This window comes from Chryseobacterium sp. JM1, assembly GCF_000737715.1.
In the GTDB taxonomy this organism is placed as follows: Bacteria; Bacteroidota; Bacteroidia; order Flavobacteriales; family Weeksellaceae; genus Chryseobacterium.
In genome coordinates this window covers 188320-204461 of record NZ_JPRN01000008.1, presented here as the reverse complement: position 1 = coordinate 204461, position 16142 = coordinate 188320, and the positions used below count along the sequence as shown (strand labels likewise).

Below are 16142 nucleotides of genomic sequence, written 5' to 3'. Positions count from 1 at the left end.
ATTGTGAGGAACACCACTCTATTATCTGTCATTTTATTCTTTTTATTCATTTTCTCCAAAGGTCAACACCAGGCTACTGTTTACTGTTATAAAGGAAATCCTGAATTTCTCAGTCCTGTTTCTGTGGAAAAAGACAGTGTATTTTTAATTCGTGAGAATGATAAAAAAGAACTTTGGGGAATATTGAAGGAACACAACGGAGCTTTTCTGATGCAGTTTCACAAAGCTTCTTTAGATGGAAATTACATACTTCATCCTGTAAAAGTAACATCCAAGATTTTTACTTTTTCAAACGTAAAGCCCGGCGATATTAGTTTCGGACAGGGATTGGTATTCAGGAAAAGATTTTGCAGATAATTTTGTAGTTTTAAGGTTCACCAAAAAGTATGATATGAGAACCTTATTCCTCGCTGCCGGATTGGCTTTTATTTTTTCATGTAAAAATCATAAGGATAAAACCGCTCTTAAAACATCAGCTTCCAAAGATAGTCTTATCGTAAAAAAGGATTCTACAACAGATCCTATAGAAGAGATTAAAAGCGAATACAGCAGTCTCCAGAAACAGCTTGAATCAAAAAAACTGACTTCCACAGGTTTTACCTACAACTGCAACGACGAAAGATCAGGCAAGGTAAGGTTCTATTCTGATCAGAAAGAAATCCGGATCATTGAGCATTCCTACGATGAATACAGTCATTTTGGCTCAACGGAACAATATTTTATCAAAGACGGAAATCTGTTCTTCATTTTTAAAGAAGACACAGGATGGAATTTTGACGGAGGCACCCCGGAAAAGCCCATTACAAAAGACGACATCACGGAAAGCCGGATCTATATCCAAAATAGTAAATCCATCAAATGTCTGAAAAAACAGTATTCTATAAGATCTAACGCAACTGAGAAACCTTCTCCTGATAAAATTGCAAACAAGGAAACCCAATGCAATACAGACGAGCTGATGAAAACCTACCAGTCTTTACTGAAAAACAGGGATAAGAAAGGTGAAATAAAATGTCTGTAAAAAAAACTCGCATACTTTCAAAACATTAATTTAAATTAATTATTTTCTCAAACTTATCCTAAAATTTTTTATTTCTGAAATTGTCAAATGTCAATTAGTGAACGAAAAGTCTTAGGTATATTTATACTTCGATTTTAATCTTAAAAATGCAGAAAATACTAGTTTATCAGATAGACTCTTTTACCACGGAAAAATTCAAAGGAAATCCAGCCGGTGTTGTTCTGAATGCAGACGGACTCAATGATGAAAATATGCAGGCGATAGCACGGGAACTCAATAATTCAGAAACTGCTTTTATTTTTTCTCCTACAGATGCTGAAAGCGACTATACGGTTCGTTATTTCACTCCATCCATAGAAGTTCCTTCATGCGGACATGCGACCATTGCTGCGCTGTATGCCAAAGCAGTGGAAGATCATCTTGAATCCTGTGTTTTAAAGATCAATACTCAAATTGGAATCCTTCCTATCGAAATTGAAAAATCAGATGATGATTACCAGATCACGATGACGCAGGCTGCTTTTACACTAAGCCCGGAGTTTGATGAGATCACAACCCAAAAATTGCTTTCCGCATTGAATCTTAAAGTTTCTGAACTTGAGGAAAACTGCCCGATCCAAATTGCTTCCACCGGTCATTCAAAAGTGATGATAGGTATTAAAAGCAGAAAAACCCTGAATGAACTTCAGCCGGATATGAGCGCTCTGACTCAGTTAAGCCATGAAATCGGATGCAATGGATGTTTTGTATTTACGTTTGATTCTGACCGCGAAGATGTTCTGACCTACGGACGAATGTTTGCCCCCGCAATAGGAATTACGGAAGATCCGGTCACCGGAAATGCAAACGGTCCTTTAGGCGGATATCTGGTTCAAAATAAATTGGTCGAATATCAGAATGATTATTTTGAATTTAATGGCAGGCAGGGTGAGCAGATCAACCGTCTGGGAACAGTGAATGTGAAAGTAACAGTGAATCATGGAAAGCCGGAACAGATACAGATCAAAGGCAATGCGGTTGCCATTTTCAAAACCACCATTTTAGTATAAAAAATAAAAGCACCTGTAAAAATAACAGGTGCTTTTTATATATTGAACAGTTGAAAATTATACTTTCATAATTTCAGCCTCTTTCGTCTTAAGATGCTCGTCGCAAAGCTTTACATATTTGTCCGTAAAACCCTGGATTTCGTCTTCCACACCTTTTACTACGTCTTCAGAAACACCTTCCAGTTTTTTAAGTTCTTTCAAACCATCCTGTCTTGCATTTCTTACAGTAATTTTTGTGTTTTCAGCTTCTACTTTAGCCTGTTTCGCCAGCTCTCTTCTTCTTTCCTCTGTTAAAGGCGGAACATTAAGGATAATATTTTCCCCGTTATTAGAAGGTGCAAAACCAAGGTTTGAGTTGATGATAGCTTTTTCAATCGCCCCGATAGCTGTTCTGTCCCAAGGTTGAATAGAGATGGTCATTGCATCCGGCACAGAAACATTGGCCACCTGGTTAATAGGAGTCGGAGCTCCGTAATATTCTACCATTACATCCTGAACCATTGACGTAGAAGCACGCCCTGCTCTAATTCTTTGAAATGCATGATCCAAGTGCTTTATAGCGCCATCCATGTCCTGCTTTACAGATTCTAATATAAGATCTAATTCTTCCATTATATAGTTAAAATTTGATAAGTTACACATTTTTATAAATGATGAATAATAAGGTATGTGTAGTGAGTAATAAGCTATGGGTAATTTTTAAATTCCAAAATATCTGAATCTCTAAATCTTTCAATTTTTAAATCATTAAATATTTAAATTTTCAAATCCCTGCCACCTATTATCTGCCACCTTCTCCCTATAAATCCACTAAAGTTCCTACATTTTCTCCTTCTACAATCTTCAGTAAGTTCCCGTCCTTATTCATATCGAATACGATGATCGGCAATTTATTTTCGTGGCTTAATGTGAAGGCAGTCATATCCATTACTTTAAGGTTTTTAGCATATACCTCGTTGAATGATAATGAGTTGTATTTTACAGCATCTGCATTCTTTTCAGGATCGCTGTCGTAGATACCATCTACTCTTGTTCCTTTTAAGATCACATCCGCCCCAATTTCGATCGCTCTCAAAGTTGCTGCCGTATCGGTTGTAAAATAAGGGTTTCCGGTTCCGGCTCCGAAGATTACGACTCTTCCTTTTTCAAGGTGTCTTACGGCTCTTCTTTTGATGAAAGGCTCAGCTACTTTATCCATTTCAATGGCAGACTGAAGTCTGGTTTTGATTCCTGCATCTTCAAGAGCTCCCTGAAGCGCCATCCCGTTGATCACGGTTGCCAGCATTCCCATATAATCTCCCTGCACTCTGTCCATTCCTTTTGCAGCACCTGCTACTCCACGGAAAATGTTTCCTCCTCCAATAACGATTGCTACTTCGCAGCCTTTTTCTACTACTGTTTTGATCTCAGCAGCATATTCCTGCAGTCTTTCATTGTCAATACCATATTGTCTGTTCCCCATTAAGGCCTCACCACTCAGTTTTAGAAGGATTCTTTTATATTTCATCTTTAATTTTTAATAAGCTTTACCGGAGCTGTTTTCTCCGAAATTTGATTTTGCAAATATAATCATTAAAAATATTGAAAAAAGAAAAATATTTACGTAGAAATAATGTCAGAAATATTTTGTTAAGTACGAAAAAGGATTATTTTTGCATTAATTATAAATTGAATTGAAGAAAATTGTCATTTTTTCATTATTTCTGTCAGGAATTGTTTCTTATGCGCAAACAGGAACAAATGTTTATCCTTTCTTAAACATCCCTGTATCTGCCCGACAGGCTGCCCTGGGTGGCGATGCAATTTCCGTCAGAGACCATGATGTTTCCTTTGCTATTGCAAACCCGTCCCTTTTAAACAGAGATTCAGACAAACAGCTTTCCGTGAATGCCACAGCTTACCTTGCCGACTCTAAGTATGGTACCATCGCCTACGCAAGAGATTTCGACAACGGGCATATGGCTACGGTGAATGCCAGATACATGACCTACGGAAGTACTCCCAGAACCGATGAAAGCGGTGAGCAAAACGGGGACTTTAAAGCTTCTGATGTAGCTATCGGTGCTGGGTATGCCTACCAGTTTGAAGAAGACTGGACCATTGGTGGAGGCATCAATTTCATCACTTCAAAAATAGACAACTATACTTCTTCCGCAGTTTCCGGAACTGCAGGGATTACCTATCATAATAAAAAGAACAAAGAAGCCCTTTCTCTTGTGATGAGAAATTTCGGTTTTCAGCTGAAATCTTTTAACGGAACCAGAGAAAATCTTCCCTTCAGGATAGACATGGGTTACACAAGAATCCTAAAAGCTATACCGCTTGCCATTACCATTACTGCTCACGATCTTCAACAGTTCGATATTTCGCAGGAATATAATGTAAACGGTCAGGAAGTAGGCTTCGGAAGAAAACTGGCAGACCACTTTTCCGTGGGTGCTGAGCTTTTCCCCGAAAAAGGCTTTAATATAAGACTTGGATATAATGCGAAAAGAGGAAATGAACTTGCTGTGGCAGATCAGAGAAACTTTTCAGGGCTTTCAGGAGGATTCGGAATTAAATTAAGAAGATTCCGTATAGACTATGCCCATATCCGCTACCACAACTCTTCCAATGTGAACCAGATAGGAGTTTCTATGGACCTTAGCAGCCACGCTGGAGAGTAAGCTCAACCATAATCTTTAAGAATAATAAAGAAATTTTTTCTGCGTTCCCTTGATTTTTTAAAAAAATTCTTGAAATTTGCGGTATGAAAAAACCTGTAATAGCTATCGATGGGTACTCGTCTACCGGAAAAAGTTCAATCTCTAAAGTTATTGCCAAGAAACTGGGCCTTATACACCTGGATACCGGCGCGCTTTACAGGGGAGTTACGTGGTTTGCATTACAGAACTGCATGAACGGAGGTGATTCTATCAACCTTCAGGAACTGTTTTCTTCTTTAGACCAGATCGAACTTGAATTCAGAAACAATGAAGACGAGCTGGTTCTCTACCTTAATCATATTGATATTTCAAAACAGATCCGTACCAATGAAGTTTCCGACAATGTAAGTATTGTGGCCAAACAGAAAGAAGTAAGGGATTTCCTGCTTCACTCACAGCGGTCGCTGGCAGAAAAAGGCGGTATTATTATGGACGGACGTGACATAGGGACAGTAGTTCTGCCAAATGCGGACTATAAATTCTTTCTGACTGCCAGTATTGACGAAAGAACCAACAGAAGATATTTTGAACTGGCAGGCCTAGGAATCCATGCAGACAGAGAGCAGGTAAAACAAAATCTTATAGATCGCGACAAGATCGACAGTGAAAGGGAAATCGCCCCGTTAAAGCAGGCTGAAGACGCCATTGTCATCGACAATACAGCCCTTACAAAAGACGAAACTATAGATCTCATTCTATCTCACATCAGAAAGATTTAACACTTTTTAATAGCCACTATACCCCCTTTGGTATACAAATTGTACATTTTGACCCAGTAAAAAACTAATATTTATTAACTATTAAAAAAGCTAAAAAATGTCTAAAAACGGAAAAAATACAGCAGGTATATTGGCAGGACTTCTAGCAGGAGCTGCAGCAGGTGTAATCTTAGGAATGCTTTATGCGCCTGAAGAAGGTAAAGAAACAAGAAAAAAAATCAAAGATAAAGCAGGTGACCTAAAAGACCAGGCTAAAAACAAATACGGCGAGGTTTCTGAAAAAGTAAAAGATCAGTACAGTAACATCTCTTCTACTTTTAAGGACACAGCAAGTAATGTAGCCCATACGGTAAAAGACGGATACGATAAATACAAAGATCAGATTGTTTCCAAAACTGCAGACGTAGTAAAGGATGTAGAAGCAGAACTGAACGATCTTAAAAAATAAATAGTTTATTTTTTGAGTAAATTATGGGAAGGAACTTTTTGCGCGAAAGTTCCTTTTTTTGTAACTTTAAAAAAAAACAATGATAGAGACTATTAAAGAATATGCATCAAAGAGAATAGATCTTCTGAAAATTGAAGCTACTGAAAAATCTTCTCTTTCTGCAGGGCTCATTACCTACTTTGTAGTGCTGCTAGTTGCTTTTACTTTTTTTATTATCCTTTTTAATTTTGGAATCGCATTTCTTATCGGTAAAGCGTTGGATAATACATCTTACGGATTCCTGATTGTTGCTGGATTCTATGTGATCGTAATGGCATTTATTATTGCTTTTAAAAATAAGCTTGTCAATATGGTCGCAGATCAGGTTATTAAATTTTTAAATCATTAAGCTATGGGCAGAAAATACGAAAGCATCGAAGAACTGAGAAGAAAGAAAAAACTGCTCCAAGGTGAAATCAGTGATCTGGAAAATTTACTCACTTTTAAAAACACAAAAGAGAGCCTGAGTGCTTTCACAAATGGCCTTACAGACCAATATCTGCAGGAAAAAGTAGATGAAGACGGAGATGAAAAAGTAGTTCTGCGAAAAGACGTTATTGCCAGACAGCTGACTTCCGAAGTCAAAGATATGTTCATCAATAAGAATACTGCAGTAGGCATTGCCAGTACAGCTTTAGGAGGTAATGTGACAGACAGTCTGATTAAGCTGGGAATCACTGCTTTTGTAGGAAACTATGCCAAAAAGAATATGAAAAGCCCGAACTGGAAGAAAAAGCTTCTCGGTGCAGCCATGATCTACCTCGCTCCTATTGCCCTGAAATATGTCAGAAAAAAACTGGAAGTATATCAGAAGAATAAAAGTGTTTCGAGTCTGGAACAATTAATTTAAGGGATTAGGGCTTAGGATTCAGGAAATAGTTTTATACACTAAATTTTCTACTCCCTAAGCCCTAATTTCTTGTTCCCTATTTAGAAAATAACTGCCCCAGAATAATTCCTGCTGCCATAGAAACATTTAAGCTTTCTGTAGACTGCGATTTTCCAAATCTTGGAATGGTGATGCATTGATTAAGGAGTTTTTCTGTTTCCGGACGCATTCCGTTTCCTTCATTTCCGAGAATAAGATTCAGTTTTTTCGGTTTTTCGAAAGTATAAATATTTTCTCCTTCCATATCGGTTCCGATATTGACATTCTCCGTTTTCGAAAGATATTCCACAAGATCAGTATAAATAATATTCACCCTTGTGAAAGAGCCCATGGTGGCCTGAATCACTTTGGGATTATAAACATCCACAGTATCTTCACTGCAGATAATCTGTTCTATCCCGAACCAGTCTGCCAGACGAATAATGGTCCCCAGATTACCGGGATCCTGAATTCCGTCCAGAACCAACTGAACATCCTTATCTTCCATTTTTTCATCTTCAGGCAGATAACAGACTGCTACAGAATCTTTAGGCGTTTTAAGGAAGCTGATTTTTTTCAGCTCATTTTCAGTGATCTGAATAATGGGCACATCAGTACGGTCCAGTTTTTGCGGATCGGTAGAAAATATTTCTTTAACTTTAAAATTAGATTGAGGAAGTTCACAAATGATTTTATTACCTTCAACCAAAAACAAATTGTATTTTTGTCTGAACTTCTTTTTATCTAAAGACTGTAAAATTTTTATTGTATGAGCTGTAAGCATTATAAGAATTCTCCTCAAAAATATTATAAAATTATCTCATTTGCAACATTTGTTGGTCTCCTTTATGCCTGCAGTACAACAAAAAAAGTTCCGGACGGTGAATATCTGCTTACTAAGAACACTTTTGAGTTTGAAGATAAGAAAGAATCCATCGATGAAGAACTGAAGGATTACGTTCAACAGAAGCCCAATAAAAAGCAGCTTTTGTTATTTCCACTGACGTTAGGGTTTTATAATATGGCCAATCCAAAGTATGATACTTTACTCAATGAATACATGACGTATCCGGATGAGATGAGAAATCAGAAACTGAGAGATTCCCTTTTCCTTAAATACAATATGAAAAGCAGTGTAGGTAAAACGCTGTTTCTGGACCGTCTGCTTCACAGCTGGGGAACGCCACCAGTGATCCTTGATCAGACCAGAAGTGAAAAAAGTACGGAATCTATTGAAAAAAGATTGATATACAGAGGGTTTTGGGATGCCGACGTGCATGTTAAACACTCTATTGATTCAACTTCTAAAAAAGCAGCCGTTAATTATTTCGTCAGACATAACGATCCTACTTATATCAAGGATTACTACTATAATATTACCGATCCTACCGTAAAAGGTCTTTACTGGCAAAAACTGGACAAGAGTCTGGTAAGATCCGGACAGAGGCTTGACCAGACCGTTCTTGAAAAAGAAGTAACCAGAATTACGGATCTGATGCGTGAAAACGGATATTACAGATTCAACAGCTCCAATGAAGAGGTTTATTTCGTAGCAGATTCCCTGAAAAGCAAAAAACAGGTTCCTCTTACGCTGGAAATCCATAAAGATTCTGCAGATCACCCTTACAAAGTGGCCACAATAGGAAATATTGATGTAGCGATTGTTAATGAGGCGAGCGATTTCCCAAAACATACCATCAAGGATAGTTTAAGAAGAATCAGGTTCCATAAAATGGATAACAGCTACAAGAAATCTTCCCTTTGGAGAGCGGTGATCGTGGACAGCAAGAAAGTGTACGATCAAAAGAATCTTGACCTCACGAAAAGAAATTTCATTGCGATGAATAACTTCAGCATCCTGAAGGCCAGAGATTCTTTACGAAGAGGTGGAGGAACTTCTCCTAATGACAGTATTGTAGATGTTCTTTATCTGTTGAAACCCCTTCCGAAATACGAACTTAAAGTAGGAACGGATATCAATTACTCCCAGCTTTTAAATCTTGGGGTATCTCCTTCTGTAGACCTTACGACCAGAAATGTTTTCAAAGGAGCAGAAAACCTTTCAACCAGTATTTCCGGAACGTTCGGATCCATAAGAAGTACGAAAAACATTGATAAGAAAGACCTTGCTTACGAAATTTCTGCGCAGGCTTCTCTTAATTTCCCGAGACTTCTTCTGCCATTCGATTATTATAAACTTCTTCCGAAAAGATATACACCTACTTCTTCCATTCTTTTGGGAGCATCGGTACAGAATAATATCGGTTTGGGAAGGGTTAACTTTAATACCGGATTGAATTACCAGGCCAATGTGAATGATCAGGTATCACACAGACTGACCCTTTTCAATACTCAGATCAGTCTTACGAAAAACAAAGATGCTTATTATAGCTATTTCGCGAATGATGAGATTATAAGAAAAGATGTATTCACAAGCTATTTTGCGACCAAACCGCCAGAGCTCGAGCAGCAGTTCAACTCCGGTCAGTTAACCATTGATTATATTTCAAGACAAATCATTACTGATACTGTTTATCCTGGGACTCTCGATCAGAAAGGACTGGATCTTCTGACCGCATTCAAAGGAACGGTTGTAAATAAAGACAGACAGACACAGGATATCATCATTTCTTCCATGATCTATAATTTTGTATATAGTGAGATTGGTAAGAAAGATTATCCGAACGCCTTTTATTTTAACGGAAAAGTAGAACTTGCGGGTAATATCTTAAGTATATTCAACCAAAAAAGAGATGCCGGAGGTGTTGTGGCGAGTCCTCAGAGAACCATCTTCGGAATTCCTTATGCACAGTTTGTGAAATTTGACATCGATACCAGAAAATATTTTAAATTCAATGGTAACCAGACGTTAGTTTTGCGTCAGTTTATTGGAGTTGGTGTTCCTTACGGGAACTCTAAGGATATGCCTGTTATCAAATCTTATTTCAACGGTGGATCCAATGACATCAGAGCATGGGTTGCATTTGGCGGATTGGGGCCTTCAGACTCTCAGGTTGATGAAAGAGTTCGTACTTATATGACCAACAACTTAAAACTAACGACGAATATAGAATACAGGGTTCCGTTTAATGAAATGTATGAAGGTGCTGTATTTACCGATATAGGAAACACGTGGAGCATTAGAAAACCCGGCGAAGATAACAGTTATGGGGATGAGTTTAAATTCAATAAATTCTTAGGACAGATGGGAGTAGGAAGCGGATTTGGATTGAGGGTAAATGTGGCTTATATCACATTGAGAGTGGACCTTGCCTACAAAATCTATGATCCGAATAAACCTGAAGGTGACCGATGGAGATTTAAAAATTTCCAGCCTTTCAAACCTACATTGAATATAGCTTTCGGATATCCTTTCTAATCCGGAGAGATTCCCAATATGAAATAGACTACAGCAATCACTCTTGCGAGTACTTCGCGGGCCTGGTTTCTGTAGTAGCTTTCAGGTTTTGAGACGTCCTGAGCATCAAATCCCAGTGCATTCATATTATTATTCCTCGCAAAAAATAAGGCACGTAGGTTATGAAACCCTTGTGATACAATGATCACATCTTTCTTTTTGTAGACGTCTTTACAGCGCAGAATGCTTTTGTAAGTATTGAATCCTTTTGGATCTTCAATAATAATATCTCCCGGAACACCTTCCTGATTCACCAGATAGTTCTTCATGGCAGCCGGCTCATTATACCCCCTGCTTTTCTCACCGCTTACAATGATTTTTTTTATTTTTCCATGATGATACAGAAGTGCTGCCGCATCCATTCTTTTCGTAAAATAAGGATTGGAAAGGCCGGATCTCATCTTTGGAGAAGTTCCCAGAACCAGAGCAACCTCACGTGGAGGTATTTTCGAGATCTTCGTATAGGTACGGCCGTTGGTAAGCCCGAAAACCCAGGCATTACACAGACATATCACCAGAATTCCTATTTCTACTGATATAAAAGTTAAGTTAAATATGTTCCTGATAATTCTCAACTAAGGTCAAAGTTAAGCTTTATTTTCTTACTTTTTATAATAGACATACACGCTAATATTTTTCCCTGGGCCTCTTCTTTTTCCGTTAAATATTCATTTTCAAGAAGTTCCACTTCCCCTTCTTCAAGATAACATTCGCAGCTTCCGCAGATCCCCGACTTACATGAATAGGGTACCGGAAAATTCTGAATCAAAAGCTGTTGAAGGATCTTTTCCCTGTTGTCCTGAAGATGGGCTTCATACACTTTTCCAAGCATTGTGAAGGCTACTTCTACGTTCTCAATCAGAGGAAACTCCTTTTCTACAGGATAAATATCGTCATTATATTCTTCAAAAAGCTCAAAATGAATATTCTTTTTAGGAATTCCGTGGTGGTAACACGCATTGGCCAGTGATTTTATCATCTCTCCTTTTCCGCAAATCAGGACTTCATCTACGGCATCCCAGATGGTAGATTCTTCATCCGTATCATCCAGATGGAGAATTTGATTGATGATCAAGCTCAGTTTCTTTTCATCCAGCCGGCCGTAGAAAAACTGGTCAGCTGTTTTTTCCTTTGAAAAAAAATAAAAGATCTGAAGCCTGTCACCGTGCATCCTGGCAATATTATCCAGTTGCTCTCTGTAGATAACTTCTTCCGAGCTTTTGTTTCCAAAAAACAAAAACAATCTGGTGCGCGGTTCTGTATGCAGAATATTTTTAAAATGGCTCAGGACCGGCGTAATTCCAATACCCGCCGCAAATGCAACGATCGTCCGGAATTCACTCGGCTTCGAAACGAGCGTAAATCTTCCGGAAGGCTCTCCTACCATCAGTTCATCACCCACATTATAATTTCTAAACAGCTCTGAAGTAGCTCCCTCAGAAGAATTCACCTTGATTCCAAGACAGATTTTTTTTTCATAAGGAGCTGATGTCATTGAATAATCATTAATCACTTCTTCGCCATGAGCCATAAATTTTATGCTCACAAACTGCCCTGCTTCAAACTTGAAATTCTCCCGTAAATTCTCTGCAATATCGAATTCCAGAGAAAAAGTATTTTTGGTAAGTTGTTGCTTTTTCGCTATTTTTAACGGATGAAACTGTATCAGTTTCCCTTTATAGATTTGTTGTTCCATACTTCAATTCAAAAATAGTCAAAAAATAATTTATGAAGAAGATAATTTTATCCACGCTTATTCTTACCGCTCTTTACAGTTGTAAAAAAGAAGGGCAAAAAATGGAAGATACAGCTGTGACAGATTCAGTTTCTGTAACAGATCATACAGCTCCTCCAGCAGCGGCTTACACTCCAAAGGAACTTTCTCCGGAGGATCTTGGAAAATACTTAGCTCAGAAAAATGACACTTTATACGTTACCAACTTCTTTGCAACATGGTGCGGACCGTGTATGAGAGAAATCCCTCATTTTAAAAACAAAATGGAGGAATTGAAAGGGAAACCTGTAAAATTCACGTTCATCAACCTTGATGATAAATCTGAGTGGAACAGCGCTGTGAAAAGATTTGCACAGGAAAATAACCTTGCTTCTAATATTATTCTTTTAGACGGCCAGAAACTTGACCCAACCTTTTTCACCACTAATTTTAAGCAGTGGGACGGTGGTTCAATTCCTTTTACCTATATGAGAAAAGGTGATAAAACTGATGAATATCTGGGCATGATGACCGAAGAAATATTGAATTCTAAAGTTGAAGCTCTCTTAAAATAAAACATCCAGATTCTTTCTGAATAATGTCAAAAAAATTCAAGATCCTGTGTTTACTGCTGACGGCCGCTATTATATTTACTGCGGTCATCAATCTGAACACAGGATTTTTAAGTTTAAACCTACAGGATTTTCTTCAGGATTCCGATCAAAGCCAGATCGCTGAGATCCGTATCAACCGCGTGCTGGTGATGCTTCTGGCAGGGATTTCAATTCCGACTTCCGGTTTTCTGATGCAGGAGTATTTTCAAAACCCGCTGGCCGGTCCGGATATCTTGGGAATTACATCGGTAGCCAGCCTGTGTGTGGCCTTTTATATTTTCTTTTCCCATGATTTTCTGATCCCGGAATTTCTTCAGAACAGTTTTCTCAGCCTTTCAGCCATCGCAGGAAGTCTTGTACTGATGCTGGTTCTTCTTTCCATGTCGAATAAATTTCAGGATAAATCTTATCTTATTATATTCGGATTCCTCGTTTCTGCGTTTGCAGGAGCGGTTGTTTCTTTATTACAGTTCTATGCAGAAAATCAGAGTCTGAAAAACTATATTCTATGGTCTTTCGGAGCTAATAATATGGTGACCAGAAACCAGATCTATGTATTATCTATTCTGGTTTTCACCGGAATGTTCTTCTGTTTTAAAACCATTAAACCATTGATTGGAAATTCATTGGGAACGTCTTACGCGCAGAGTTTAGGTGTCAATCTCAATCAACTGAAGATTCTGATCATTGCAGCATCTTCCTTGCTTTCAGCTTCAATTACGGCATTTTTAGGCCCTATTTTATTTATAGGAATCATTGTCCCACATTTTTGCAGATTAATCTATAATCCATCCAAACTATGGCAACAATGGATTCTGAATATGTTTCTAGGAATGCTGGTGATGATGCTCTTCTCGGTAATAGCTGAAAAAACACAGATACCTTTGAATGTGATAAGCTCTGTATTTGGAATACCTGTGATCTTGCTGATGCTTTTGAAGCAGAATAAGGTTTAAAGGTGAATGGTCAATGGTGAATTGTGAATTTTTTAACCCGGAAATAAGATCTGTGTAATCTGAAGAATCTGCGTGAGATTATTTTTTTTCTCGCTGATTTCGCAGATTGTCTAGTTTTTTGGTTAATCGCAAAGTCGCAAAGAAATTTGTAAGGATTATGCTGTAAGGCGCAAGGATTTTATCTCCGATAAAATTGTAATCCGCACACTCTACAACTGTGTACTTGCTGAAAATCTCTGATTTTCTTGCGCCTTAAAATATTCTCATTTTTGATCAAGCATTGCGTCTTTGCGAAAAACCAACAAATTTGTAACTTAACAAAAACATTTGATTGGTTGAGTAATAGAAATTCAGCAAAGAAGTTTGTAAGGATTATGCTTTAAAGTGCCAGGATTTTATCTCCGATAAAATTGTAAACCGCACACTCTACAACTGTGTACTTGCTGAAAATCTCTGATTTTCTTGCGCCTTAAAATATGCTCATTTTTGGAAAAACCTTGCGTCTTTGTGAAAAACCAACAAATTCGTAAATTCACAGAAATACAAACACAATGACAGAAAATGAATTGTCAAAAGTAGTTTTTGATGCAGGCTTAAAGATTCACAAAAAGCTAGGCGCCGGATTATTTGAACATGTTTACGAAGAATGCCTGTTCTATGAGCTTTCAAAGACGGGCTTATTAATCGAAAGACAAAAATTATTTCCAATTATCTATGAAGACCTAAAAATTGAGAATGCCTTCAGATTAGATATGATAATTGAAAATAAATTAATATTAGAAATAAAAACGGTAGAATACATTAACTCAATTCATAAAGCACAGCTTTTGACCTATTTAAAAATGACAAACTGTAAATTAGGTCTTTTATTAAACTTTCAATCTGATGTTTTTAAAAACGGAGTAACCAGAATTGTCAATCACTTATAATTTTAACAGCATAAAAACTTGACGGAATCGAATTCTTTGCGCCTTAAAAACATTATTTTTGTGAAAAAATTGTGTCTTTGCGATTACCCAACAATCCCATGCACCTGGAAATCAGACAAGCCAATATAGGCTACGACAAAACCTTAATTTCAAATGCTCAGGCAGATCTGAAACTGGGCGACGTATGCCTTCTGATTGGAAATAACGGTGTAGGAAAAACTACGCTAATCAAATCTATTTTGCATCAGATTTCCCTCTTAAGCGGAGAAATTTTAATTCATCACAAAAATATAAAAGATCTTTCTGTTAAAGAAATTGCTGAAAATATTGCCGTTGTTTTCTCTAAATCCAATGTTCCGCAGCATTACACCGTTGAAGACCTCATTTCATTGGGGAAATATATTTACTATCCTTTTTATTTTGAACTTAAGAAAGAAGACAGAGAAGAAGTTTCCGATATCATCGATGAGCTGGATCTCAGACAGTATAAACATACTCTTCTTAAAAATCTATCAGATGGAAATCTGCAGAAGGCATTTATAGGACGTGCCATTACCCAAAATTCGCCGGTTATTATCCTGGATGAGCCTACGACGCATCTGGATGAGAAAAACAAGCTTATCATCTTAAAAACGCTTCGCAGACTGGCTAAAGAACAAAACAAAATTATTTTATTTTCTTCCCACGACTGGAGACTGGCCAAAGAGTTTGCAGACAAAATCTGGTATGTAAAGGATAATCAGCTTTTCACCGGGCTTGTAGAAGACGTATTACTTCAGCATGATGAACTGACCAATGTATCCTTATTCCAGGTGAATGATAATTTTGTTCCGCCTTCCATTCAGGCTCCGCAGGTTCACAAAGAAATGCTCTATTCTCTGCTGCAGAAAAATTTCGAAAAAGACCTTTCTGCCCTACATTTTGAGTACAGGAACGGTTTTTGGGATATTCTTACCAACACCTCCAAACAACAATGTGAATCTTTCGAAGAAATAGTTGATTCCGTTAAAAACATTCATTAATACTACATTTCTGTTAAATATTTCACATACTATGCATGCATAGTATTATGCTAATCATACAATTTAACTCGTTTAACATCAGCTTATTAACAAAATTTAACGTTAATAAATACTATGCATGCATAATATTTACTAAATTTGGGTAACACCATTCGTACATAAATGATGGATAATAATAAAGAAAAAATAGAAAACGTAGATTTAGTTTTAAAACAGACCTGGCTGGCTGTTTCTAAAATGTACACAGAACTTGCTCAAGAGCATGATTCTACCGCTGTACAGGCCCTCACTCTTCTTAAAATTGATCCCAAAGAAGGCACCCGAAGTACCAACTTAGGTCCTAAAATGGCGATCGAGCCCACCTCTCTGACAAGAATAATTAAACTTCTTGAAGATAACGGATACATCTATAAGGAAAAAACCACTGCCGATAAAAGGGAAGTGATCATTAAACTTACAGATAAAGGTCTGAATTCAAGGAATATGTCAAAAGAAGTGGTCGTCAATTTTAACAAAAAGGTGATGGAGAAGATCGCTCCCGAGAAAATTGAAACGTTCAAGGAGGTCATGTCCGAAATCATGAAAATTGCAAACGAATTATTAAATAACAGAAAATAAATTGTAGGAAATCCATATGGTA

19 protein-coding genes are annotated in these 16142 nt (G+C 37.5%); 14 read left to right on the top strand and 5 right to left on the bottom strand.

The window, feature by feature from the left end; genetic code table 11:
* Positions 1-3 precede the first annotated feature (3 nt).
* From IW22_RS14985 to IW22_RS14975, 3 genes are all read left to right on the top strand, one after another.
* On the top strand, positions 4-357 hold the full coding sequence (locus tag IW22_RS14985; protein ID WP_034727832.1) for a hypothetical protein: 354 nt from the start codon (positions 4-6) through the stop codon (positions 355-357).
* A 34-nt stretch (positions 358-391) separates the two neighbouring features.
* Positions 392-1021 (top strand): hypothetical protein, encoded by a 630-nt coding sequence (locus IW22_RS14980; protein ID WP_034727830.1) that lies wholly within the window; start codon positions 392-394, stop codon positions 1019-1021.
* Between the two features lie 146 nt (positions 1022-1167).
* Entirely contained in the window at positions 1168-2070 is a 903-nt protein-coding gene (locus IW22_RS14975) for a PhzF family isomerase (protein WP_034727828.1), read from the top strand.
* A 57-nt stretch (positions 2071-2127) separates the two neighbouring features.
* Here IW22_RS14975 and frr read toward each other — a convergent pair whose 3' ends face one another.
* Complete coding sequence (gene frr / locus IW22_RS14970) at positions 2128-2682, bottom strand: ribosome recycling factor (RefSeq protein ID WP_034727827.1); 555 nt, start codon at positions 2680-2682, stop codon at positions 2128-2130.
* Between the two features lie 187 nt (positions 2683-2869).
* The gene (gene pyrH / locus IW22_RS14965; RefSeq protein ID WP_034727825.1) at positions 2870-3577 is read right to left on the bottom strand and encodes a UMP kinase; all 708 of its coding nucleotides are present in this window, start codon (positions 3575-3577) and stop codon (positions 2870-2872) included.
* Between the two features lie 166 nt (positions 3578-3743).
* Here pyrH and porQ point away from each other — a divergent pair, with 166 nt between their 5' ends.
* The 5 genes from porQ (at position 3744) to IW22_RS14940 (ending at position 6831) form a co-directional block, all read left to right on the top strand.
* Positions 3744-4736 (top strand): type IX secretion system protein PorQ, encoded by a 993-nt coding sequence (gene porQ, locus IW22_RS14960; RefSeq protein WP_034727823.1) that lies wholly within the window; start codon positions 3744-3746, stop codon positions 4734-4736.
* 83 nt (positions 4737-4819) lie between these two features.
* Positions 4820-5494, top strand: a complete 675-nt coding sequence (gene cmk / locus IW22_RS14955; protein WP_034727821.1) for a (d)CMP kinase — start codon at positions 4820-4822, stop codon at positions 5492-5494.
* 97 nt (positions 5495-5591) lie between these two features.
* Complete coding sequence (locus IW22_RS14950; RefSeq protein ID WP_034727820.1) at positions 5592-5942, top strand: YtxH domain-containing protein; 351 nt, start codon at positions 5592-5594, stop codon at positions 5940-5942.
* A 79-nt stretch (positions 5943-6021) separates the two neighbouring features.
* The gene (locus tag IW22_RS14945; RefSeq protein ID WP_034727818.1) at positions 6022-6330 is read left to right on the top strand and encodes a phage holin family protein; all 309 of its coding nucleotides are present in this window, start codon (positions 6022-6024) and stop codon (positions 6328-6330) included.
* Positions 6331-6333: 3 nt separating this feature from the next.
* Positions 6334-6831, top strand: a complete 498-nt coding sequence (locus IW22_RS14940) for a hypothetical protein (protein WP_034727817.1) — start codon at positions 6334-6336, stop codon at positions 6829-6831.
* A 76-nt stretch (positions 6832-6907) separates the two neighbouring features.
* Here the strand turns inward: IW22_RS14940 and IW22_RS14935 are convergent, their stop codons facing one another.
* Positions 6908-7633: a TrmH family RNA methyltransferase gene (locus IW22_RS14935; protein ID WP_034727815.1), complete on the bottom strand. Its 726-nt coding sequence runs from the start codon at positions 7631-7633 to the stop codon at positions 6908-6910.
* Here IW22_RS14935 and IW22_RS14930 point away from each other — a divergent pair.
* Entirely contained in the window at positions 7619-10228 is a 2610-nt protein-coding gene (locus tag IW22_RS14930; RefSeq protein WP_034727814.1) for a BamA/TamA family outer membrane protein, read from the top strand. The genes IW22_RS14935 and IW22_RS14930 overlap by 15 nt on opposite strands.
* Here the strand turns inward: IW22_RS14930 and IW22_RS14925 are convergent.
* Both IW22_RS14925 and IW22_RS14920 read right to left on the bottom strand, forming a co-directional pair.
* On the bottom strand, positions 10225-10782 hold the full coding sequence (locus IW22_RS14925) for a vancomycin high temperature exclusion protein (protein ID WP_410492855.1): 558 nt from the start codon (positions 10780-10782) through the stop codon (positions 10225-10227). The genes IW22_RS14930 and IW22_RS14925 overlap by 4 nt on opposite strands.
* A gap of 56 nt (positions 10783-10838) precedes the next feature.
* Positions 10839-11963: a ferredoxin--NADP reductase gene (locus tag IW22_RS14920; RefSeq protein WP_034727809.1), complete on the bottom strand. Its 1125-nt coding sequence runs from the start codon at positions 11961-11963 to the stop codon at positions 10839-10841.
* Positions 11964-11995: 32 nt separating this feature from the next.
* Here IW22_RS14920 and IW22_RS14915 point away from each other — a divergent pair, with 32 nt between their 5' ends.
* The 5 genes from IW22_RS14915 to IW22_RS14895 all read left to right on the top strand — a co-directional run bounded on the left by IW22_RS14915 (position 11996) and on the right by IW22_RS14895 (position 16120).
* Positions 11996-12556, top strand: a complete 561-nt coding sequence (locus tag IW22_RS14915; protein ID WP_034727806.1) for a TlpA family protein disulfide reductase — start codon at positions 11996-11998, stop codon at positions 12554-12556.
* Positions 12557-12579: 23 nt separating this feature from the next.
* Positions 12580-13551: an iron ABC transporter permease gene (locus tag IW22_RS14910; protein WP_034727804.1), complete on the top strand. Its 972-nt coding sequence runs from the start codon at positions 12580-12582 to the stop codon at positions 13549-13551.
* 551 nt (positions 13552-14102) lie between these two features.
* Positions 14103-14480: a GxxExxY protein gene (locus IW22_RS14905; protein ID WP_034727801.1), complete on the top strand. Its 378-nt coding sequence runs from the start codon at positions 14103-14105 to the stop codon at positions 14478-14480.
* A 98-nt stretch (positions 14481-14578) separates the two neighbouring features.
* The gene (locus tag IW22_RS14900; protein ID WP_034727798.1) at positions 14579-15502 is read left to right on the top strand and encodes an ABC transporter ATP-binding protein; all 924 of its coding nucleotides are present in this window, start codon (positions 14579-14581) and stop codon (positions 15500-15502) included.
* Between the two features lie 165 nt (positions 15503-15667).
* Positions 15668-16120 (top strand): MarR family winged helix-turn-helix transcriptional regulator, encoded by a 453-nt coding sequence (locus IW22_RS14895; protein ID WP_034727924.1) that lies wholly within the window; start codon positions 15668-15670, stop codon positions 16118-16120.
* The last annotated feature ends 22 nt before the right edge of the window (positions 16121-16142 follow it).